The organism is Geminisphaera colitermitum TAV2 (assembly GCF_000171235.2).
In the GTDB taxonomy this organism is placed as follows: Bacteria; Verrucomicrobiota; Verrucomicrobiia; order Opitutales; family Opitutaceae; genus Geminisphaera; species Geminisphaera colitermitum.
Genome location: NZ_ABEA03000182.1, coordinates 1 through 22,361, shown reverse-complemented (window position 1 = coordinate 22,361; position 22,361 = coordinate 1). Strand labels below are relative to the sequence as shown.

19 protein-coding genes are annotated in these 22,361 nt (G+C 57.8%); 9 read left to right on the top strand and 10 right to left on the bottom strand.

Going from position 1 to position 22,361, the window contains the following annotated elements:
• The first annotated feature begins 23 nt into the window (after positions 1-23).
• The 7 genes from OBACDRAFT_RS21025 to OBACDRAFT_RS20995 all read left to right on the top strand — a co-directional run bounded on the left by OBACDRAFT_RS21025 (position 24) and on the right by OBACDRAFT_RS20995 (position 8,893).
• On the top strand, positions 24-1,667 hold the full coding sequence (locus OBACDRAFT_RS21025; RefSeq protein WP_081722244.1) for a glycoside hydrolase family 5 protein: 1,644 nt from the start codon (positions 24-26) through the stop codon (positions 1,665-1,667).
• Between the two features lie 29 nt (positions 1,668-1,696).
• On the top strand, positions 1,697-3,301 hold the full coding sequence (locus OBACDRAFT_RS21020) for a glycoside hydrolase family 5 protein (RefSeq protein WP_043588877.1): 1,605 nt from the start codon (positions 1,697-1,699) through the stop codon (positions 3,299-3,301).
• Positions 3,302-3,348: 47 nt separating this feature from the next.
• On the top strand, positions 3,349-4,383 hold the full coding sequence (locus tag OBACDRAFT_RS21015) for a hydroxyacid dehydrogenase (protein ID WP_043588876.1): 1,035 nt from the start codon (positions 3,349-3,351) through the stop codon (positions 4,381-4,383).
• Between the two features lie 25 nt (positions 4,384-4,408).
• Positions 4,409-5,836, top strand: a complete 1,428-nt coding sequence (locus OBACDRAFT_RS21010) for an ADP-ribosylglycohydrolase family protein (RefSeq protein WP_232767509.1) — start codon at positions 4,409-4,411, stop codon at positions 5,834-5,836.
• Positions 5,833-7,314, top strand: coding sequence for an MFS transporter (locus tag OBACDRAFT_RS21005; protein ID WP_052362335.1), 1,482 nt, complete (start codon positions 5,833-5,835; stop codon positions 7,312-7,314). Before OBACDRAFT_RS21010 ends, OBACDRAFT_RS21005 begins: the two co-directional genes overlap by 4 nt.
• A gap of 89 nt (positions 7,315-7,403) precedes the next feature.
• Positions 7,404-7,916, top strand: coding sequence for a GbsR/MarR family transcriptional regulator (locus OBACDRAFT_RS21000; RefSeq protein WP_043588873.1), 513 nt, complete (start codon positions 7,404-7,406; stop codon positions 7,914-7,916).
• A 56-nt stretch (positions 7,917-7,972) separates the two neighbouring features.
• Entirely contained in the window at positions 7,973-8,893 is a 921-nt protein-coding gene (locus OBACDRAFT_RS20995; RefSeq protein WP_043588872.1) for an SDR family oxidoreductase, read from the top strand.
• 36 nt (positions 8,894-8,929) lie between these two features.
• On the opposite strand, the gene creD is transcribed toward OBACDRAFT_RS20995, so the two are convergent.
• Positions 8,930-10,291 (bottom strand): cell envelope integrity protein CreD, encoded by a 1,362-nt coding sequence (creD, locus tag OBACDRAFT_RS20990; protein ID WP_232767507.1) that lies wholly within the window; start codon positions 10,289-10,291, stop codon positions 8,930-8,932.
• A 134-nt stretch (positions 10,292-10,425) separates the two neighbouring features.
• Here creD and OBACDRAFT_RS30930 point away from each other — a divergent pair, with 134 nt between their 5' ends.
• A complete protein-coding gene (locus OBACDRAFT_RS30930) occupies positions 10,426-10,551 on the top strand; it encodes a hypothetical protein (protein ID WP_269799090.1) in 126 nt (41 codons plus the stop codon).
• A 44-nt stretch (positions 10,552-10,595) separates the two neighbouring features.
• On the opposite strand, the gene hisN is transcribed toward OBACDRAFT_RS30930, so the two are convergent.
• The 9 genes from hisN to OBACDRAFT_RS20945 form a co-directional block, all read right to left on the bottom strand.
• On the bottom strand, positions 10,596-11,363 hold the full coding sequence (gene hisN / locus OBACDRAFT_RS20985) for a histidinol-phosphatase (protein ID WP_043588888.1): 768 nt from the start codon (positions 11,361-11,363) through the stop codon (positions 10,596-10,598).
• A 50-nt stretch (positions 11,364-11,413) separates the two neighbouring features.
• Positions 11,414-12,691 carry an MGH1-like glycoside hydrolase domain-containing protein gene (locus tag OBACDRAFT_RS20980; RefSeq protein WP_043588870.1) on the bottom strand — a complete coding sequence of 426 codons (1,278 nt, stop codon included), beginning with the start codon at positions 12,689-12,691 and terminating at the stop codon, positions 11,414-11,416.
• A gap of 47 nt (positions 12,692-12,738) precedes the next feature.
• Entirely contained in the window at positions 12,739-14,235 is a 1,497-nt protein-coding gene (locus OBACDRAFT_RS20975) for an FAD-dependent oxidoreductase (protein WP_043588869.1), read from the bottom strand.
• Positions 14,232-15,392 carry a hypothetical protein gene (locus OBACDRAFT_RS20970; protein ID WP_043588887.1) on the bottom strand — a complete coding sequence of 387 codons (1,161 nt, stop codon included), beginning with the start codon at positions 15,390-15,392 and terminating at the stop codon, positions 14,232-14,234. The genes OBACDRAFT_RS20975 and OBACDRAFT_RS20970 overlap by 4 nt, the downstream gene beginning before the upstream one ends.
• Positions 15,393-15,399: 7 nt before the next feature.
• Positions 15,400-16,602, bottom strand: a complete 1,203-nt coding sequence (locus OBACDRAFT_RS20965) for an SGNH/GDSL hydrolase family protein (protein WP_232767499.1) — start codon at positions 16,600-16,602, stop codon at positions 15,400-15,402.
• Between the two features lie 78 nt (positions 16,603-16,680).
• Positions 16,681-18,414, bottom strand: coding sequence for a cellulase family glycosylhydrolase (locus OBACDRAFT_RS20960; protein WP_043588867.1), 1,734 nt, complete (start codon positions 18,412-18,414; stop codon positions 16,681-16,683).
• A gap of 135 nt (positions 18,415-18,549) precedes the next feature.
• Positions 18,550-19,248 (bottom strand): DNRLRE domain-containing protein, encoded by a 699-nt coding sequence (locus tag OBACDRAFT_RS20955; RefSeq protein WP_043588866.1) that lies wholly within the window; start codon positions 19,246-19,248, stop codon positions 18,550-18,552.
• A gap of 52 nt (positions 19,249-19,300) precedes the next feature.
• The gene (locus tag OBACDRAFT_RS20950; RefSeq protein ID WP_043588886.1) at positions 19,301-20,044 is read right to left on the bottom strand and encodes a prepilin-type N-terminal cleavage/methylation domain-containing protein; all 744 of its coding nucleotides are present in this window, start codon (positions 20,042-20,044) and stop codon (positions 19,301-19,303) included.
• Positions 20,045-20,169: 125 nt separating this feature from the next.
• On the bottom strand, positions 20,170-21,324 hold the full coding sequence (locus tag OBACDRAFT_RS20945; protein WP_043588865.1) for a GntR family transcriptional regulator: 1,155 nt from the start codon (positions 21,322-21,324) through the stop codon (positions 20,170-20,172).
• Positions 21,325-21,498: 174 nt separating this feature from the next.
• Between OBACDRAFT_RS20945 and coaE the strand changes: the two genes are divergently transcribed.
• Positions 21,499-22,119, top strand: a complete 621-nt coding sequence (coaE, locus tag OBACDRAFT_RS20940) for a dephospho-CoA kinase (RefSeq protein ID WP_043588864.1) — start codon at positions 21,499-21,501, stop codon at positions 22,117-22,119.
• Positions 22,120-22,361: the final 242 nt, after the last annotated feature.

The window sequence follows — 22,361 nt, the reverse complement described above, 5'->3', positions numbered from 1 at the left end:
CCCTCACCAGCATCTATTTTGTAATGAAGAAAGTTTTTATTCACACCATCGCTTCTCTCGTATTACTTGCGATTGTCAGTTTCCCGATTTGCACAACCATCGCTGGCAATGCCAACGGAACACCTGCTAAAAAAGGGGAACTCGCTTATACTTGGGCAGTTGCTGGAGAGGAGCCGGACGGTTTCCTTGATGGCTGGCAAAAACCGAATGATCTCAAAGCAGGCAAAATAGTCGCGGACAGACAAGGGGTGTCATTTGAATTACCTGCCCCAGCCTCGTCTGGTGACAGCAACAGCGACCTCATGATCAGGCGCGAATTATCTTTGGAGAAGCTAAAGGGCACCGTTGCTTATATAAGCGCTGAAGTCCAAACAGAAGATATTCCAAGCTCCAAACCACAACCGTGGAATGGTGCGATTATACGCATGCAAGTGATTTCGGAATCCGGCACAACCAACTCGGGAGGTGGGATGGCAAATGCTGGAGACACCAATTACAGCCAGGCCAAAATCGAAGAAAACAATAGCACTTGGACCAAGGTCGGATTTCTAACAAGCATTCCAGCGAACAGCAAATCGGCGGCACTGCATATAGGACTTGAAAAAGTTCCCGGAAAAATGCGCATTCGCAACCTGTCCATAAAAATTGTTCGCACGGATGAACAGGAGCCCATCGCCAAAACCCCGGGGCCTCCTTATTACAAAGGACACTCATTGCCCGCCCTCAGAGGCGTTGAAGTCACCTATTCAATCTCAGAGGAAGATGTGCGGGTTTTATCCCAGGAATGGAATGTGAATGCGATTCGCTGGCAGTTGGGAGAAAGCACGTTTGCCGAGGGTTTGGAGACACGCCATTACGATCAAATACTCGAACGTGAACTGCTGCAATTTGACCGTGCCTTGCGCCTTTTCCGCAAATATGACATCGGGGTTATTCTCAATCTCCAGTCACTTTCCAAAAAACTCTTCAACAGCAAGGTAAACCAGGAAAGACTCGTCAATGTATGGCGGATGCTTGCGGCGAAGTATAAAAACGAGCCAGTCGTCATCGCTTACGATTTCGCCAATGAACCCATTCAGACGGAATGGCAGGAGGGAGCCTTGCTATGGAACGAACTGGCGCAATACGTGGCCGAAGAAATCCGGAAGGTTGATCCCGCGAAACCGATCATTGTTGAGGCCGAGATCATGAGTTTACCGGATGGATTTCGCACGCTAAAGCCGGTAAGCGTTTCCAATGTTGTTTATTCCGTTCATGTTTACAGCCCGGGTTACCTTACGCACAATCAAGTTTGGGATAAAAATCAGAAACCTGTTAAATATCCGGGCATGATCGAAAATGATTACTGGGACAAAAAACGGATCGAACAAGATTTAGCCCCTGTTCGTAAATTTCAGGAAACCTATGGCGGGCATATTCTGGTGGGCGAATTCGGAGCCGTTCGCTGGTCGCCTGGCTCGGATGAATACATCAAGGATATGATAGAACTTTTCGAGGAATATGGTTGGGACTGGATATATCATTCCTACCGCGAATGGCATGGATGGAGCGCGGAGCATGACGACAATATCAAGAATACCAAGCCGGCGGCCTTTCAAACTGAACGTGAAAAACTCTTAAGGAGTTGGTTCGCCAAGAACCAACGATTCGATTTTCCCAAAGAATAATCCAACTCCAAGCGACTCGAAAACTGCCCATGAGACACTACCTTGCAATCGTTGCCACCCTTTTCCTGCTGGCGACCAATCTTACCGCTACTGTGGACGCTTCAACTAAAGGAAACTCAAACATCTTGCTGAAAGAGGTGTTCACACACGGAAGCCAGGAGCAACTATTACAAAACTGGAAGGTCGAGTCTGGCGATCCGGCTTTGTATTCATTGGATGCCGAAGGCATTGTTTTCAATATTCCCGAAAAAAACAAAAACACACAGATTTCCCTGCGCCGCTCGTTTCCAATTGAAGCATTGCGAGGATATACCGTTTATGCCTCAGCCCATATCCGGGCGGAGAATATCACGCAAAAACAACAGCCGTGGAATGGTGCGGTCTTTCGGGCAACCTTGGAAGGCAGGAGCGGCGTGATGAATTCCGGGGGGGGGATGGCCAATGTCGAAGATCTTAGCTATCCACAGGCAAATATTGCAGTCGGTTCATTTCCATGGACCAAGGTTGGTTTCGTTTTTTCCATCCCGAAAGACACAACAGCGGCCTGGCTGGAGATGGGGATGGAAAATGTCACCGGCAAGGTGTGGTTCAGGGATATTCAGGTAACCGTCGTGAAGACTGCTGAAGAGGACTCGATCGTGGGAACGGTCAGGCCTCCGTTTTTTAAAGGACATTCCCTCCCACGACTTCGGGGAGTGGAAGTCAGTTATGCGATTTCAGAGGAAGACATTCGGGTGCTGGCAAACGAATGGAATGCCAACGTCATCCGCTGGCAATTGGGAGAAAGCACGTTCGCCGATGGCCTTGAAACCCGGCATTATCACGACATCCTTGAACGGGAGTTGCAGCAATTTGACCGGGTGCTTCCCCTATGCCGGAAATATGGCCTCTATGTTGTCCTGAATCTTCAGTCCCTCTCCAAGCGGCTTTTTGTCAGCAGGGAAAATCAGGACCGGCTTGTTGGAGTGTGGCAGATGCTCGCCAAAAGATACAAAGGGGAATCCGTCATCCTGGCATACGATATCGCCAACGAACCTCTCCAATCAACATGGCAGGAGGGCGCGATGTTATGGAACGATCTCGCTCAACGGGTCGCCTCTGAAATCCGTAAAATCGATACGGAGAAGCCCATCATGATCGAATCCGAACTCATGAGCCTGCCCGACGGCTATCTCACTCTCAAGCCCGTGGACGTTCCCAATGTGATTTACAGTGCGCATGTTTATAGTCCGGGCGACCTCACTCATAATCGTGTTTGGGACGAAAACCAAAAGCCCGTCACCTACCCCGGTGTGATTGAGAAGGAACTCTGGAACAAGGATCGCATCCGTCAGGATCTCGCCCCGGTGGTCGCCTTTCAAAAGGCCCATAAATGCCACATCTTCGTTGGCGAATTTGGCGCCGTCCGCTGGTCGCCTGGATCGGATGAGTATATCAAGGACATGATAGACTTATTCGAAGAATATGGATGGGACTGGACTTATCATGCCTACAGGGAGTGGCATGGATGGAGCGCAGAACACGGACCTGACATAAAAAACGAGTCCCCCAGTCCTGAACCAACGCCGAGAGAAAAACTCCTGCGCTCTTGGTTTTCGAAAAACACAAAACCCAGTTTCACATCTGGCAGGTAATAAAATCGTTTAATAAATATTATCATAGCATACCGCAGACTAATGTCATGACTGAACAACGTCCCCTCATCCTTTTTGATCCGCATCCGCGTCCGGTGGATTTGATTTTCGATGCCGCGACCAAGGCACGCCTCGAATCGCTCGGCAAAGTCGTTTGGCATGACGGCGACTCGCCCGCGCCTGCGGAACACATCGACCGCCACCTGCCGGAAACGACAATCCTGATCGGCCAGTCCCCGCTGCCCAAGGAGAGGCTGGACCAAGCGCCCAAGCTGAAAGCAGTCTTCAACGTCGAGAGCAATTTTTTGCCCAATATCGACTACGCCGAATGCCACCGTCGCGGCATCCCTGTTTTGTCCACCGGGCCTGTATTCGCCAAACCGGTTGCCGAGATGGCGCTTGGCATGGCCCTCTCCCTCGCCCGCCGTATCCATCAGGCGGATGCAGCCATCCGCACCGGAACTGAAACGCTCTATGGCGAAGGCGACAACCACGACTCCATTCTCCTGTCCGGTCGCAAGCTGGCCGTGGTCGGCTGCGGCAATGTGGGCCGCGCCTTGCTGCCTCTGCTGCGGGGTTTCGGCGGCGAAATCCTCGCGCACGATCCGTGGATACCCCCAGGCATCCTGCGCGAACAACTCGGCGTGACGCCCGCCACGTTGGACGAATGTTTCGAGAAAGCCGCCGTCGTGTTTTTGATGGGCGCGGTCACGACGGAAAATGCCGGTGGCATCGGTCGCCGCTATTTTGAAAAGATGTCCAAAGGCGGCATTGTGCTGCTCCTCAGCCGCGCCGGTCTGGTCAATTTCGACGAACTTCTCGACGCCGCCGAAACGGGACACTTGCGCGTGGGCATCGACGTGTGGCCCGACGAACCGATCCCCGCCAACCATCGCGCACGGCGCACGCCCAACACCCTGTTGCAAGCGCACCGTGCCGGCAACATCGCCGAAATCTGGCCGTGGATGGGGCAGCTTGTGGTGGACGACATCGAGCAAATCCTCAAAGGGCTGCCTCCCCAACGATGCCAGCGCGCCCAATTCGAAACTGTCTCCAAACTGCGCAGCAAACCGGTGGAATGAAACAAGAGATTTCGTATTCATGACCATGATACCACTTGAATCAAAAATTCACGGTTGCTGGATGGGCAAATCCATCGGCGGCACCTTGGGCCTGCCGGTCGAAGGGCAACTCGGGCCGCTTGCATTGACCTTCTATGATCCGGTGCCGACCATCGCGCCGCCCAACGACGACCTGGAGTTGCAGCTTGTCTGGCTGCACCTTGTCGAGAAAAGCAGCGGAACGCTCACGGCGGATGATTTTGGCAAGGCGTGGCTGCGCCACATCCACTACATGTGGGACGAGTATGGACGCTGCCGCTGGAATCTGCGCCGAGGCGTCCCGGCCACGGCGGCGGGCGCGTTTGAGAACGGGTTTGCTTCGGGCATGGGTTCTCCGATCCGGTCCGAAATCTGGGCCTGCCTGTTCCCGGATGATCCGGAAAGCGCGGGTTATTACGCCGGGCTGGATGCCTCGCTCGATCATGGTGTCGAGGGGATCGCCGGGGAGGTCTTCCTGGCCGTCATGCAAAGCCGCGTGGCGGCGGGCGCGCCTGCGTATTCAGCAATCAATGACGCACTGAAGACCATTCCAGCCTCCAGCGAGACGGCCCGGGCGCTGGCGCTTGTCATCGACGATTATCAGCAGAAGACGGAGCCTTGGGAAAGCCGGCGCAGGCTGTTGCAGTCGCACGATCACGAAAACTTCACCCATGCGCCGATCAATGTCGGGCTGGCGGTTTGGGCTCTGCTGCATGGGGCGGGGAATTTCGAAAAGAGCATCCTGCTTTCAACGAATGCGGGCTACGACACCGACAGCACCACCGCCACGGTCGGAGCAACCTTGGGATTAGCCGTTGGGCTGGAAAATATCCCCGCTCGATGGCGGGAACCGATTGGCGACGGCGTTTATCTCGGCCCGGGCATCCGCGATCTTCCCGACGCCCCCGCCACGCTGGCGGAACTGACCCGCCGCGTCTCCGCCATGATCGGAAAACTGGAGCGGAAAACGCTGGCTGGGATTCCTTGGACGCCCCAAGCGGTGCCCGCATTGACCGGGTTGCCGGGGACGATCTCGGTTACGCCAGCAAACGGAACCGCGTCCATTCCTTGGGCCAACGGTGAATTACCGGCTGAAATCAAACAGGCGGGAGGCGGAACGTGGAACTGGTGCCACCCTGCCGACGAACCGCGCGCGATCATCTGTCTGGCACGGAGTAGGGCGCGCTTGTTTATCGACGGCAAACAGGTCCTTCACCTTCCGGATAATCTGCCCTACGTCCCCGCCACGCATCGCAGTGCGGCGGGTTCCCGCATCACTCTGAATCCGGGAACGGGAGTGCATGAGGTCCGCGTTGAGCTGACCAGTTCCGATCCCGGGCAGGACGCGTCCGTCATCCTCGCTTATCCCGATCTGCACATCTGCCCGTGGACGAAAGAGGAACTCCCCCACGCGGCCATCCTGCCATCACCATGAACCCATCGTCCGTCCCTAAAACGTCCGCGCCTACACACACGCCAACTGCTTCGACACCCCCAACAGCCTCGGTGCGGCCGGACGACAAAATCCCGCTGCCGCAAAAACTGGCATTCAGTTTTGGCGCCAGTACCGACTATATCGCAGCCGGGATGACCATCGGCGTTTTATGGATTCCCTACTTCAACATCGGAATGGGAATCAGTCCGGGCACGCTCGGGGTGATCTTGATGATCCTTCAGGCATGGAATGCCATCATCGATCCGGTCATGGGCAATCTTTCCGACAACGCCCGTACCCGCTGGGGACGTCGCCGCCCCTTTCTTGTCGTTGGCAGCGTGCTGACCGCCTCGCTCTTTATGTTCCTGTGGCGCGTTCCCGAGTCGCTCGGCGAAACCGGAAAGATCATCTACCTCGTTGTATTCGGAATTCTGTTTTTCACCGCCTTCTCCAGTTGGGCGATGCCGTATTATGGAATGCAGCTTGAACTGACGCCAAGCTATGACGAGCGCACCCGTCTGAACGCGTGGACCACGTTTTTCGGCAAGGTTACCAGTCTGGTCAGCGGCTGGGTGATGGCGGTTATCACCGGCCCTTGGTTTGCCGATCCGGTTACGGGAAAGGCGGACATCGTGCGCGGCATGAAAACGTGCAGTTGGTTCATTGCCGGGGGAATTTTGATGTGCGGGTTGTTGCCCGGCGTGTTCGTCAAGGAACGTTATTATGCCAAAGAGACGAGCCGCCAGGCGCGTGATCCTTTCTGGCAGAGCATTCGTGAATCGGCCCAATGCCCGCCGCTCTGGATGTTGATCGGAGTCACCTTCTTTCTGGTGCTCGGAAGTTCATCCGTGGCCAGCCTCAATCAGTATCTGAATATCTACTACGTGATGCACGGCGATCTGGCCGGGGCCTCGGTGATCGCCGGATGGAAGGCCAGCGTGCTCGTCGTTACCGGGATCGTCTGCATCCCGCTCTGGACCTGGCTCGGTGAGAAGTTCGACAAAAAAACCATCGTGGGCTCGATGCTGGCCGTCAGCATATTCGGGCACCTGCTCAATTACTGGCTACTGACGCCTGCGCATCCGTATTGGCAACTGATCTCGTCGGTCTTCGAGTCGGGGGCGATTTCCGCTGTCTGGTTGTTCATTCCCTCGATGAAAGCCGATGTCGCCGACCACGACGAACTGCACACGACGCGACGCCGGGAGGGGTCGTTGAACGCCTTCTACTCGTGGTTTTTCAAAGCATCCATGACCTGCGCCATGGGCTTGAGCGGCTTCCTTTTGGAGCTTTGCCTGTTCGACGTTAAGCTGGCGGAGCAATCACCGGAGACTCTGCAAAAGATGTTCTGGATTTACCTGATTCTCCCTCTGGTTCTATGGGGAGCCGCCATTGTTTTTATTGTTCGCTACCCTCTGACTCGCCAGCGGATGTCCGAAATTCGCACCGCATTGGAGTCACGACGTGGAGTTCTCTAACGGGGTGATCCGTTGCGGGATGTCTTGTTTCCCAGAGTCATCGCTCTTGTTTGGTTGATATTCTCATATTTTCAGTATTTCCTGAAAATATGAGCAAACAACTTATCGAGGTCAAAGAAACATTCGTCGCCCACTGGGGGGCTATGGGCGGTGCTTGGGGAATCAACCGTACCATGGCGCAGATACACGCCCTGCTCATGGTGTCGAACCGCCCCCTGCACACGGACGAAATCATGGAATCGCTCTCCATCAGCCGCGGCAACGCCAACACCAATCTCCGCGAACTCGTCAACTGGGGTGTTGTCCGCTCAGTCATGCAAAAAGGCGAACGCAAGGAATACTTCGAATCCGAGCGCGACGTCTGGAAGATGTTTTGCGCCATTTCCCGCGAACGCAAACGCCGCGAGATCGAACCCGTCATGCAGGCCCTGCAAGCCTGCCGCGACAAAACTGACGGTCTCAAAAGCAGCGAAGCCGTCCAGTTCAACAAAACCGTCAGCGAACTCCTCGACTTCGTCGCCATCGTCAACAGCGCCCTCGACCGTATCGGCCGCAGCGACCAGAGCACCGTGCTCCCCATGCTGCTCAAGCTTCTCGCATAATCAGTTTATCCATTCCGCTTGTCGGTCATCTTATTTTTCAATTTTTACTGAAAATAATGAATCATTTTCCCAGCACCCACATGATTACCGGGGCTTTCGGCCTCACCGGACGCCACATCGCTCACCGTCTCCTCGCGCACGGTTGCCGCGTTAAAACACTCACCAACACTCGCGCGCCCGCCGATGCCGATCCATTCAATGGCCGCGTGCAGGCACATCCGCTGGACTTCCGCGATCCCGACGCCCTCGCCCGGCATTTCGAAAACGTGGACGTGCTGCACAACACGTATTGGGTGCGTTTCGACCACGCACGTTTCACGCACGAGCAAGCCGTCGCCAACACCCGCATCCTGTTCGACGCCGCCCGGCGCGCCGGAGTCCGGCGCATCGTGCATGTAAGCATCACGAATCCCGACATCCAGTCCCCCCTCCCCTATTTCCGAGGCAAAGCGCAGGTGGAGCAGGCGCTGGCTGAGAGCGGAATCCCACACACGATCCTTCGCCCGGCGGTCCTGTTTGGCGACACCGCCATTTTGCTCAACAACATCGCCTGGATGCTGCGCCGTTTCCCGCTCTTTGGCGTGTTTGGCGACGGTCACTACAAACTCCAGCCCATCCACGTCGAGGACCTCGCGGACCTGGCGGTGCATGCCGCCTTCGCCACGGACAACCACTGCCTCGACGCCACCGGTCCCGAGACATTCACCTACATCGAACTCGTTCGCGCGATTGGCCGCGCCATCGGCAAAAACCGTCCGATCATCCACCTGACACCCGCCATCGGCCTGGCCGTCGGACGCCTGACCGGACTGCTATTGCGCGACGTAGTCATCACGCCCGAGGAGATCCGCGGACTCATGGCCGGCCTGCTTGCCACCGACGCGCCCCCTGCCGGCCACACTCGCCTCACAGACTGGCTCGCCACCCACAGGACGACACTCGGGCTTCAGTATTTCAGCGAACTCGCCCGTCGCTAAAAACTGAAGCCCCCCCCTCTCCTCCACAGAATGACGTCAGCTCTGTCCAACCCGCGCCTGTCCCGTGCCCAGTCTGCGCGTCGCATACATGACGGCGGCCAGCATCACGAACAACGCGCCCGTGCCGGCGAGCAGTGAAAAGTCCTCCATGCGCAGGACGAAGTAGAGATACCCGAACACCCCGCCCAGCATTCCGCCGACCAGGCACGCGCGCCGTCCGCTCCGCAGGATGTGACGGCTGTAAAACGCGATGAGCAGAGTCGCCGCCCCCGCCGACAACGCATACGCCAGCCCAAAGGCCACGAACTCCGCCAGCGCCAGCGTACCCAAATAAAACATACACAGCGCCGCGCCCACCAACAGGTAGTTGAGCGCGCCGAGACGGAGGCTGCACACGACTTCAAACAGGAAAAACACCGTGAATACCAGCGTCACAAACAACACCCCGTATTTGATGGCGCGCTCCGTGGTTCGGTAAACGTTGACCGGTTGTAACAGGCCCACGCCAAACGAGGCGTCGTTCCAGTTTCCGAAATCATCCTTCCCTGTCAGCGTGCCGCTTTCAGGAAAATTGCGCCCGTAATACGACACCCGCCACTCCGCCTCGAATCCCTCTGCCCCCACCGTGCGCGTCGTCGGCAGCCATGCACCCGAGAAACTCGGATCGGGCCACGACGACGCCAGCTTGACGGACGTCTGCCGTCCCACCGGCACGAAGTCCAGGCTTCCGCTGCCGTTAAGTTGCACGTCGAGCGAGAATTCGCGCGCCTCCGCCGCAGCCACCACCGGCGCGTGAACCCCCGATCGCGCCCCCTCCACACCCGATCCCGGACGCAAGTGTATCGATTCCCCCATGACACCGCCCACGCCGCCCCACGACATCACGAGCGATGACTGCGTGCCGCGCAGGTCGCGGATCATGAAGCACACCCGCGCGTGCTGCCACTGAGGCTGCGCGTCCTTGTGCGTGACGAAACTGAAATCAGGCGCGGCAAACCGCCCCTTGATCCGCAGCTTCGTCGAATAAACCACCGCCGTGTAGATGCTGCGTTTGCGCAACGACGGATCGATCACGCCGTCCACCGACAAGTCTTCCGGCAGGAAATATGCCTCGGCCCCATGCACCTGCTCCGTCACCTCCTCGCGCCGCCGCCCGTCCACATAACGCACATCCTTGCTCACCGTTGTCCATGTGTAAGGGATTACCAAAACAGGTCCGACCACGGTCTGGTCGCCGCCCCAGGTCTGCGTGATTTCGTCCACCGCCTCGCGGTAGCGGTGATGGCGTTCCGAAAGCGTTGACCTCACCATCCCCAGAGGAATCAACAGCAACAGGCCAAGAATCGCCACACCCGCGATTTTGAAAAACAGCGAGCGTTGCTGAAACCACCCGCGCACGTCTGTCGCAAGAGAACGGGGCGCGGGAGCCGATGGTAAAGACGAGGGAGGAAAAGATGAGGAGGATGAAGAGTCCATGCCCGCGATTCTGCACGCGCATTGTGAACTGCGCATGAACTCACGATGAAATCGTCGTGAAACGTGCGCAATGCGTCTTGCGCGTGTGTGGAGTGCGGCGATTCATCGCCGCTTTGGACGGCGCGATTTATCGCGACGCCCTGCGACGGGGGGGGGGGGGGGGAGGAGGAGCGGGCCGTTAAAACGGCCCGTCAAAGCGGCGATGAATCGCCGCACTCCAAGCCGTTCAGTCCGCATTCAAGCCTGCGATCACTTCAGCGTGCAAACCCGGACCGGCGGCCACAATCGACCCGCCCTTCACCGGATCGCCCCCCCGCCAATCTGTGATGATGCCGCCAGCGCCACGCACCACGGGAATCAACGCCTGGATGTCCCACGGATTCATGACCGGGTCCACCATCACATCCGCGAAACCCGACGCCAACAGCAGGTAACCGTAGGCGTCGCCCCACGTCCGTGCCAGTCGCGCCCGCCGTTGCAGCGCATCGTACGCCGCGCCGTCCTGATAACGCGCCGGGTTGACCGGATCGCTCGTCAACCACGTCGCGTCCTCCAGTCGCGCGCAAGGCCGCACGCGGACCGGTCGCCCGTTGAGCATCGTGTCACGCCCGTCACCGATCATGAGTTGCCGCAGGATCGGCTGGTGAATGCAGCCCAGCACCGGCTGCCCCTGATGCATGAGCGCGATCAGCGTCCCAAAAAGCGGCACGGCGGAGATAAACGACTTGGTGCCATCGATCGGATCGAGCACCCACACCCATTCCGCGTCGGCGCGATCATTACCCAGTTCCTCACCGACCACGCCGTGATCGGGAAATTTTTTAGCGATCAACCCGCGCATCAATTCCTCTGCACCGCGGTCGGCGCGCGTCACTGGCGACTCATCGCCCTTGAATTCCACGGCCAACCCCGGACTGGCAAAAAGCGGACGAATAAAATCGCCGCTTTTCTCGGCAAGCTCGATCAGGAAGGCACGGTAAGGTTCGAGAATCATGGCAAAAGGAAAGGCATGGATCTCAGTCGAATCGCACGCAAGTGCCGACATCAAGGGCGCGACATCATTGCACAAGCCAGAAGGTTCCAGGAAATAAACCCTTTGTTCATGATGGGGCGTCCGGTATCAGGATCGTAATACTCGTGCGTCGCACCATGCGTCTCGATGTCGGCAGCGAGGAGGCGCAATGTGCGCGTGGCGAGTTCGGCGGCTTCGACGGTAAAACCATAACGAAGCAGTCCCTGCCAGACGAGGTAGTTGCTCAAAATCCACACCGGTCCGTTCCAGTTGCTGGGGTTGCTGCTCACGGCGAGGCTGAACATCGGTTCGCGCCGCGAAAGCGAACGGATGCCGGCGTCCGCCGCGAATGTGCTGGTATCCGTTGCATGACGACAAAGCGCCGCCGCCTGCGCGGGCGTGGCGATGCCACGCCAGAGCGGGAGAAAACCGGTGAACATCTGGATGCGCATGGGCAGCGCGGACCAGGCGAGTGGCGCTCCTGGCTTGGCCCATGAGATGAGCGTGGCACGATGATCGGCGCACTGGGTGTCGAGCGTGTAAAAAAACTCGTCGCGTGCATCCCAGCAGTGCGAGCGGATGGCGTTGACGATCTCTCCTGCCCGCGCCCGCCAGCGGGCGGCGAGGGTGTTTTCGCCGATGCGTTCGGCAAGCGTGGCGGCGGCTTCGAGATCGGCGTGATAGAGACAGTTGAGCAAAAGATTGGCCGACGAAAACGGCGGACGCGCATAGGTGGTCGGATCGTTATCAACGCCAATGGCGACATCGCTGCCCCACACGAGCAGTCCGGTGCCGGCGTGACGGTAACGGGCATCCCAATACGCATAAAAACGGTCGAGCGCGGGGATGACGATGTTCGGGAGTGGCGCGGGCGTCCCGCCCGCTGGATTGAAAAGTGCGGGCGGGACGCCCGCGCCACGGTGCATGGCGTCTTCCAGCGCCAGCGCGAACTGACCGAAAACTGGTTTTGCCTGATTGCGTTCCGGCCCTTGTTTTTCGAGGCAACCGAAGACATCGGGATTATCCGCGCGCATCATGATGGGGATGGCGCCGGAGGGTGCCTGATGCTCAAAAAAATTGAGCAGGCTGCCTTGGCCGTGACGGATGGCTTCATCGCGGAGCGCGGTGTCGCTGGTAACGCGGGCGAGTTCGAGCAACCCGATCGTGGTCCAGTAAGCATCCCAGTCCCATAGCTCCGCGCCGTATTGCGCGCCTGGGACGATAAACGGATGCCGCAGGCAACCGGCTCGCTGACGAAAAAGGCCGGGCGCGGCTTGGTGAAAATGGGAAACAATACGGCTATAATTCATCAGAAGTGCAGAGAAACGTAATGACTGTGGATTACGAAAACAGGTGTTCAGCCAAGCCAAGCGGCCGCAGTGGACGAAGCCGCATCACGATCTCCCGTGGTAGGGGGCTCGTTGAGAGGAAGTTGCCCGATCTCTTCGATGAGCGCTTGGTCAGGAGACCCAAGCGTTTCCCCTATTTCAGCGCCTTGATGCTGGAGAAGTGTTTGGAGTTCCGGGACCGGCAATTGTCGAACATCCACACCATGACGGATCGCCAAAGCGGCGGCGGTTCCGGCAGCTTGGCCCTGTGCCATGCAGATGGGAATGACACGTGTTGAAGCCACCGCTTCGTGTGTGGCCGAAACGCACTTGCCGGCCATCATAAGACCCTCCACGTCGCGCGCGATGAGGCTGCGCAAGGGAATCGTGTAGGCTTTGACGTTGCGCGAGTCCACCCAGGTGCCGGAGGGACGGTGGATGTCGATGTGGTAGGCACCCATTGCAACGGCATCGGGAAAAATGCGACCATTGACGAGATCGTCTTCCGCGAGGATGTGGTCTCCCATGATACGACGACTCTCGCGAATGCCGAGCATGGGAGCGATTTCGAGAAGACGTGCGGAGGCGAAGCCGGGAACGTATTTTTGAAAAAAGGAAACGAGCTGAGGGATCTGGTCGTAAACCCGGGTGTAGGCCATGGTCACGCTGTTGACGTCAATCGGATCGAGGCCGAGAACGCGAGTCATGACGACGGTGAACTCGTCGGAGCGATGGGTTTTCACCCCAACGATTCGAGTCTGCGGAATGGTGAGATCCCCGGCGGTGCGGGCACGTTCAAGAAGAGGAGCGAAGCCGCCGCAGATGATGACTTGCATGCGATCAAGGCGCTCCAAGGTTTTCGCCCGCAGGTCCGGATACGGCGTAAGCCATTCACGATAGTTGAGGTCGTCGCGTTTGCATCCGGCGATAAAAGCGGAGCGATCTCCGCCACCGAGACGGAAAACGAGTGTGGGAGCCTGGACGAGACCATCGCCAGTGCGGCCTTTTTCCCAGGCGACGCCGCCGCGCGCAGCCACATCACCGTCGCCTGTGCAGTCGATTGTAGTTAAGGCGTGGATATATTGCTGACCGGACTTGTGGTGGACAACAACGCCAGTGACCCTGTCACCCTCTCTCAAGGTATCCAGCACATGCGTGTGCAGCATGAGTTTTACACCGGCTTCGGCGCAAAGTTGCATGGCGAGACATTTCCACCAGTGTGTGTCAATGCTGACAGCGGAGCCGCATTTGATGTCATACTCGTAAGGCGAGGCCGCTCCACTTTGCTGGAGGCAGTGGACAAACTCGGCGGCCATGCCTTTGACGACCTGACGATAATCGCGGTCATGGAAACCGAGCCAGGGAAGCGTGGCGGAAAGGCCGCCAAGAAATCCGGCGGACTCTACGAGGAGAGTGTTGGCCCCATTGCGGGCGGCAGCGAGTGCGGCGGTGAGGCCGGCTGCTCCTGCACCGACGACAAGAACATCGGTGGTGATGACGGGAAGTTTTGTGACGGGTTGTTTCATGCAATGTCGAGCTGGTCGCTTTTGGCGAGAAGAACGGTCGCGGTCGGGAGACCGGCGCTCTTTTTGAAATTATGCGTGTGCCGGTGTCCGGTGTAGAAACACCACCAGGCGTTGTCGTGATAAACAACGTTGTGACCCGGCAGAAGGCCGTGGATGTCGTGTTCGTCGTTAAAGCCCGCATCGATGCAGGGCTGCCGGTCGGGACGTTGCCAGGTCAGACCTCCGTCATCGGACAGGGCGCGTTCGATGGAGAGGATTTGTGTGTCGCAACGGTAGTGACCGATTTGTCCGTAACGGCGTCCGCCGGGAAGATGGGTGACAGCGAGGCCGTAAAACTGAAGGCCGGGCGGTTCGTCGGGGTCGGGTTCGAGAACACGGCGACGATCTTCAAAATGAAGTCCGTCGTGGCTGGTGAAGCGGTCGATGACACGGACAAAACCGGCGGCGTTGTCCTCGGCAATATAACGCGGACTACCCTTGGAAACCGGAATGATGCAGGCCGTGTAGAGTTCGTATCTGGCGGCGGCGGAGTTGGAGTCGGGAATGGCGTAAATATTGGTCGCGTCGTTCGTCACGAGCATCGGGTCGGCGGCAGGCTCGTGGGCAGGACGGGCATGATCGGTATTTCCCCAAAAGGTAAGTCCGTCGGCTGCGAGTGTGCTTTTTTCGACCGCCCGGTCGTGGTAGTGGTAGAGGATGGCCCGATACGGATCGACGACGATATAATGAAATCCGTCGTCGGAATCGGCGCAGAGATACCGAACGATGCCGGGAGCATGAGCCCAGAAGTAGAGACGATGCCTGCCACCGGGAAGAACCAGATGAACGGGTTGCACGGGGAGCCAGCCATCGGGGAAGTTTGACAGTGTGTAACGCTCATTTGGATACTCCCGGCGGGCGTCTCCAGAAGCACGGCGAAGTCGATATTTACGCGCAGACGGTGAACCGGGGAGTCCCTCGGCGATGCCAATCTCGCAGGAGCGGCGGTCGGCGGTGCGGGCGTAATACCAAAGCCGCCATTCATTGTTGCCGAGCGGTTCGGCCGGGCAGGTAAAGTTGCGAAGGCCGTCCTGTTCCCACGTCTCGGTGGGAACAATCGCGAGTCCGCACGGTTGCCAGTTGGAATTTGTGAAGGGGGGGGGGGGGAGAGGGATCATGAGCAAGTCAGCGGAGGGGAAAACATTTGAGGAGTTCGTCCGCATAGATGGCGTAACCGCGATCTTCGGGATGATTGATGCCGTTTTTGAGGAGAACGATATAGGGGAGACCTTCGCGCCAAAGATGTTCCCAGCGGGCGGAAACATCAGCGAGAGCGAGTCCGTTGGTCTCGGCAAAGGTTTTAAGGGCGAGGACATACGGACGGTTGTCAGGCGCACGAAGATCAGGCGTCCCCATCATTTCCGGCATGGTGAAATTGGGCGTGATAAAGAGCACGTCACAACCGGCGGCATGGAGGCGGTCGCGGATTTCTGAATACACTTCGTTGACGTGCCTGGCCGGCATCCATGTGTCGTTAAGAAACTCGACCGTGACGAGGTCGGGCTTGTTTTCGACAACGCGTTCAAACCGGCAGGCGAGAGGCGCGGTGGGGTGCGGAAATTTTTCGGGATGCAGCCATTGGCGGGATTGCGAACCTCCGACTGCAACAGGCGTCACTTCGATTTGTGCAGACGGAAAGCGTTCACGAAGAAGCGTGGCGAAAACAGCCGGGTAACGTTTATCGGGCGCGCTGGCATCGCCGCCGTGCGTGATGCTGTCGCCCCAGCAGACAATGCGAACGGGCTGCCCTTCGCGGAGTTTTTTGAGTGTGCGCTCAAGGCCGCGCGAAGCGGTGCGGGTGGGTGCTTCAGTGGCTGTTGCCGTTATCGGAAACCAGTCGGCCTCTTCGGGTTTTTGGAAAAAATCGAGGAAGTAATTGCCGACACAAATTTCACCGGGGAGGGGGGGGGGGGGGGCGGCAGTAGTAAGGTTTGGCGTTCCTTGGCGAAGAATCAGTTTCCCGTCGGGTTGCCGGATAACGGAGTCGAGGCGACGCCGTCCAACATCATAGGTGACTTTGACTGTATCGGTGGACGAGATGGAAGGAGCGGGGCCAAGGCTGAGCGTGCTGTAAATGCCGTTTACAATATAATCCGTACCGGGATTCAGGATACGTCCATCGGTGGAGCGGACTGTCAGCGTGCGGGTGTTGAGCGCGTGCGGCATGGGCAGGCCACGTCCGGGTGTGTCACCACTGCGGGCATAAGCGAGCGGAGTGCCGCCTGCCCATTTGTTGCCGGGTGTGGCTGCGAGTTTGACGGACTCGTTTTCAATGTGGAGGACCGGGCTTGGCTCTACAGGTCGCGGCAGGGGGCCGGCCATGGTCATGGCGGCGATGGTTAATGGAAACAGCGAGATCATCATAGTGGGCGCATGAATCGACAGTGCGGCGTCCGGATGAACGAGTTATTGCGCGTTGCGACTGAGATACTGGCGCAGAATTTTTCCCCGGTCATTCATGGAGTCGGCACGGCGGGCGTCGTGATAAGTTGAATACTCCTCGTTATGTTCAAAAGACCAGATGTGGCTTTCGCGGAAAGCGTGATAGGTCCAATCCCAGCCGAGTTCTTCGAAAAGCTCGATATTGTCGCGAAGATATTGGGCCGCATCCGGCGCCCAACGGGCGACACCAAATTCGCCAACATAAATCCGGGCCTTGTTTTTTCTGGCAAATTCAATGGCGGGCGCGAGTTCCTTGCGCAGACGGGCGGCATCCCAGACGCCGCCACCGCTGTCTCCAAACTGGCCCGGCCAGGGTTGTTTGATTTTTTCGTAGGCTTGTTTGAGATCGGTGCCTTCCAGATTCTTGACGCCTTGGTGAGTGTAGGCGTGGGGCTGGTAGTTGTGAACGCTATACACGATGTTGTCGCCTTGGAGCACGGGGAAGGTTGCAAATCCCCAACAGAGGCCGCCGGGGCCGACTTGAACGACGATGGGCACGTCGCTGATTTCGCGGACCGCGTTGATGAGTCGTTGAGCCCAGTCGGGCCAGTTTTGCGGGTAACTCGGAAAATCGTCCCAATCGAGTGGTTCGTTTTTCAATTCGAGCCAGACGTGTCCGGCAAAAGGTTTGATGAGGCGGGCCGTTTCGACGGCCTGTTTCTTCATGAGTTCGAGTTCACCCGGCTCGCGCCACAAATAATGAGCCCATGCATTTTTACCAGCCGCCCGGAGTTCACGGTAATTGCCCATTGGCGGGGAGAAGAGGGAAACGACAACGAAGATGCCATTCTCCCGCGCCGCTTCGAGTTGGGAGGGGAGGCGTTCGAGCATTTTTTGCCAGGCGCCAACGGGGTTGCTGGCATGAGTCGTGATGGGACTGAGCATGAGGCGAACACTGTTGGCTCCCAAGGCGCGGGCATCACGGAAGGTTTTTTCGTCGGCATCGAAACGCACGGTGAAACCGCGCAGGCGCGGGGTTGTAGCGACATCTCCATTACCGAAGGGCATCGAGATGGGCAGGGGGAAATCGGACTCCAGATTTATGGCGGAAACGGCAGTCGGGCCGATGTCGTTTTTTTTGCGAATAAGGAGGACGGGCGGCTTTCCAAGGCGGGCGCTACTGGAATCGTTCCGGGGATCGCGGTCAGTAAAACGAAGCGGAGCTCCTTGGCGTGCATCACTTGTGCGAGCGAGCATGAAGGCGAAACCGCCTGTGGACGGGTTTCCCTCACCCGAGAGTTGCGCACGGATGAGTCCGGTGACGTCGGTTTCCCAATAGCGACTGTCCTGCGAGCCATCGACCGTGAGCGTGGCGGAGGGGACGCCGGACAGAGGGGGGGGAGCGAAGCCGCGCCCGATGGAGGCGGCGGTTTCGGGGATGTCTTTCATGGCCTCGGCGGAAATGGCGCTGACGGTGATATCGCGGGGTTCCGGACAATTGTCCTTATGGTGGACGAGGTGCATTTTGAGTGTGGCCTGCTCGATGTCGGCGGCGGCAACGCCCGGTTCAAAAAGCAGGTAGGCGCGGTGTGTCGCGGAAACGAGGAGGCGGTTATCCACGGCGACAATGGCATTTTTGTCCGTGTAGAAATCAGAGATCGGGACGTATTCGGTGGCGGCGGCGAGGCCAAATGGCATTCCGAAAAAAAGGATCACGCCAATGGTGGCTGATGTAATGCGTGATTTGATACGAGACATGGTAATATGCATAGGGTGTGCGGTGTGTCCGGGGGGGGGGGGAGGACAACGCAAGGCTGCCTCCGTTCAATGCATGAACGGCGAGCGGAATGTTGTGTTGTTGTATTATTGTATGCGATACGATGGAGAATCGTCTCAACTATTCCTGCGATGGCGGGCTACCCAAAACACGGCGAGGGCAATACAGGCGGCGATGATGGCGGTCGCGGCGGGTTCAGGAACAGCAGTGGTGACAATGAGTTGGGGGGTGTATCCGTTTTTTGCAGGTGTGCTGTCATTGGCCGGATCACTGTCTGTGAAACGGAATACGGCCGCCGTTTGGCCGCTCATGGTCATGACAAAACTGATGGTTTTGTTCAGGGAGACGTTTTCTGGAACAAGCAGGCCGGTGACGTCCCAATTCCAATATTGACTGACCGCAGTGGCATCGACCGAAGCCGTCACGCTCCCCGTGCCAAGCGTATAGGTAAATGCACTGCCCTCCACGGGAGTGACAGCGGAGGTGTAGGTTTGCGCAACGATATCACGGGATGTCTGCGTGTTTTGAGGATCATAGACCAGATAAAGTTGAAGTGTGGCGGAGGTGACTGCGTTCAGGTCTATCGACGAAACATCAAATTCAAGAAACACTTTCTGGTTTATATTACTGAGGAGCCGGTTGGTAAGGCTAGCGACATTACCGGAACTATTCGTGTAAAAATCCACGGTTGGCGTGAGTGTCGCATCTGCCGCCAAGAGGGAAGGATGGGCTGCGGACATGGCGACGAACAGACCGATGGCAGACAGAGAAACCGCAAGGCGGCGACGGAGGATGAGGATTTGGTTCTTTTTCATGATTTATATAGTGACAAGGACAAGTGAGAAGGCGTTTGCGAAGATGACATTATTAGGGCATCCAGAACGGATAGTCGTTTGGATTGCCGCCGGAAGGGGGGAACCAGGGCGGGGCGGCGATACGGGAGATTGTCTTTATATTTTCAATATGTCCGTCCGCAAACACGACGTTTTGCGAACCGTCGTGATAATCGCCGTATTTTGGGGAGTCACCATTCATGATCACGGCAAGAGGCTGTGTCATGGTGGGGCTGGGCCATGTCGAGGGGTCAATGGGAGCCTCGGTGTAAAGCATGGTTTTTGACGGGGAACGAAACGCGCTCACGGGAAGGCGGGTCGGTGGAGAGACGCTGGTGTTGGGGCGTATATAAATGTTCATTGCGTAGTTTATGAGACTGGCGCGGTTTGGATACGAGGGGTTCAGCGTAGCGACCAGTTTCTGAACAACCGGACAGGTAGCACCCGTTGATCGAAAAACATTTTCGCCGCTTACAGGCGAAATGCTCATGTAGGGAAGGATGGCGCGCCGCCAGAAAAGGGCGTTCTGCTCTTCTTCGGTGGCAAGACCGGAGGTGCGAGCGAGCGGCATAAGATCTTTGTTCTCACTCGCATAAAGCATGGTGAAATTGTAAACATTACGGAGGTTGGCGATGCAGGTGGCGCGCTCGGCGGTCTTGCGCACTTTGCCGACTGTTGGGATAATAATTGCTGCCAGAATGCCGATAATCGCGATGACCGTGAGCAGTTCGATCAGCGTAAAGGCATAATGTCGGGAGGGGATGTTATGGTTTTTCATGTGGGGAAAAAAGGGAGACACGTGTGTGTGGGGGGGGGGGGGCGATTTCCAGGGCGCGATGGCGGAGACAATGCTAGTCGCTGGCGGCTAGTTGCACGGTGGTTTCAGTTTTCAGCTTTTCCTCATCACGCCGTGTCGCGGGCGATGATTTCTCCGCGGATGCGAGTGACGGGATTAACGGTATCGGGATTTTGGATTCGATTGGAAAGGAGTTCGAAAGCGCTCCGGCCGAGGTCCTCAAATGGGACGTGATACGTGGTGAGGCGCTGGCGGTTGGGGAGTGCCAGGCCGGAGTCGTCGATGCCAACGATTTTGAGGTGTTTCGGGATCGTCAGCCCGAGTTTTTCCGCGGCGAGTATCAGGCCGGCGGCGATGTGGTCGTTGACGCACACGACGGCCTGAAGGACGTCGATGCCCGGAGCTTTGTTCTTCGCCGGAACGGGCGGCGGCGGAGAGGCTTGTTCGAAATAGCGGATACCAAGCTCGGTCGGGTCTTTGAGCGGATCGTCGAAATCGGGACGCATCGTGGGATCAAGAAGGATGCGGCGCGGGTCGGGTGTAAGGCCGGCTTCTTCGAGCGCCCAAAGGTAGCCTTGATGGCGTTCGCCCACGGAGGGAGCCCAGGCGTGGTTGGCCAAAAATCCGATGCGCGTGAGGCCTTGCGCAAGGAGGTGGCGGGTGGCGGTGTAACCGGCGTGAAATCCATCGACCATCACGGAGGGACAGCCGAGACCGGGAAGGGCCAGATCAGCAAGGACGATAGGGAAGCGAGAATTGACGAGGATGTTGGAAAGCTGCACCTGCTCCTGCGGACTCTGTATCAGCGGATAGAATACAGCGCCGCGCACGGCGAATTCGGAAAGGCGGCTGAGGTATTCGGCTTCCTTGGCGTAGTCGGTGCCGGTTGAAAGCGTGACGACACGACGACTGGCTTTGTTGGCGGCGGCCTGAAAGCCTTTTACAGTGCGCCAGATGCCGTCGTGTTGATCGCTGGGATAAATGAAGGCAAAGGCGTCGAGATCCGTCGCCGGGCCGGAGGGAGAGGCGGGAACGGCGGCATTGGAGATAACACGGGTGCCGGCGCGCGGACGGCGTTCGACGAGTCCTTCGTGCGCGAGGAGTGCCATGGCCTTGGCAACGGTGCCAAGGCTGCAATCAAACTCGGCGGCGAGTTCGGTTTCGGTCGGGAGTTTTTCGTCGAGCTTCCAAATGCCGCCAAGCACGCGCTGGCGAAGCTCGGTATGGATGGCGCTGATTTTGGAGGGAATTCTCGAAATCATGTGCCGATGAAAAGGGATTAAATGGGGGATTACAAGTAAAAAGTCATTCAATCATTTTATTTTTCACGATCATCACTTCCGATCCGTGCCCATCTGTTCGTTGCACTGCCCGGACTTGACCTTCGCCCCCCGGACTGCCGACCTTCCCTACCCTCCTCTTCCTTTATCTATTATATGACCATCGGACTCACTGGCGGCATGGGTTGTGGCAAATCCACCGCCGCCCGCATGTTTGAAGAAGCCGGCCTGCATCGCATCGACTGCGACGAGATCGTGCGCAACGACGTGCTCACCGCGCCCGCAGTCATCGACGCCATCCGGCACCGCTGGGGCCCGGATGTCATCAACGCCGCCACCGGAACCGTGGATCGCCCTGCGCTCGCCGCCCGTGTTTTTGCTGCCGATTCCGACCCCGATGCCAACGCCCGCGCCGACCACGACCGACTCTGGCTCGAAAACCTCCTGCACCCCCGCGTGCGCGCAATCTGGAAAGCGCGCGTCGCCACCGCGCCCGCTGACCGCTGGATCGTCGAAGTTCCCCTCCTTTTTGAAAAACACCTCGAAAAAGAGTTTGATTTTACTGTGTGTGTCGCCGCATCGTCCGCCCTTCAACTTGAGCGGTTAAAAGAGCGCGGACTTCCCCTTGCGCTCGCCGAACAACGAATTTCGAAGCAACTGCCTTTGGCGCAAAAAATAGATTTGGCTGACTTCGTGCTGTTCAACGACGGCACGCCCGACTTTCTCCGAGAACAAGTTTTGTTGCTCGTGAAGCAGCAACTCGGTAACCACTCGTAAACCGACCTCCTCGACTAACCAAACACCCAATCTGCGGAGCCTTTCCGCGCAACCCTCCCCCTTTTCCAATGCCGTCTCCCGACGGCAAACTAATCTTTTTATCTTTCTATACTACATGGACGACACAGAGAATTCCTCCGCCGCCGCACCCGTTGCACCGGCCAAGAAAACCCGGAAAACCGCCACCAAAGCCGCCGCCGCCCCCAAGGCGCCCAAGGCCAAGGCGACCAAAGCCACCGTCA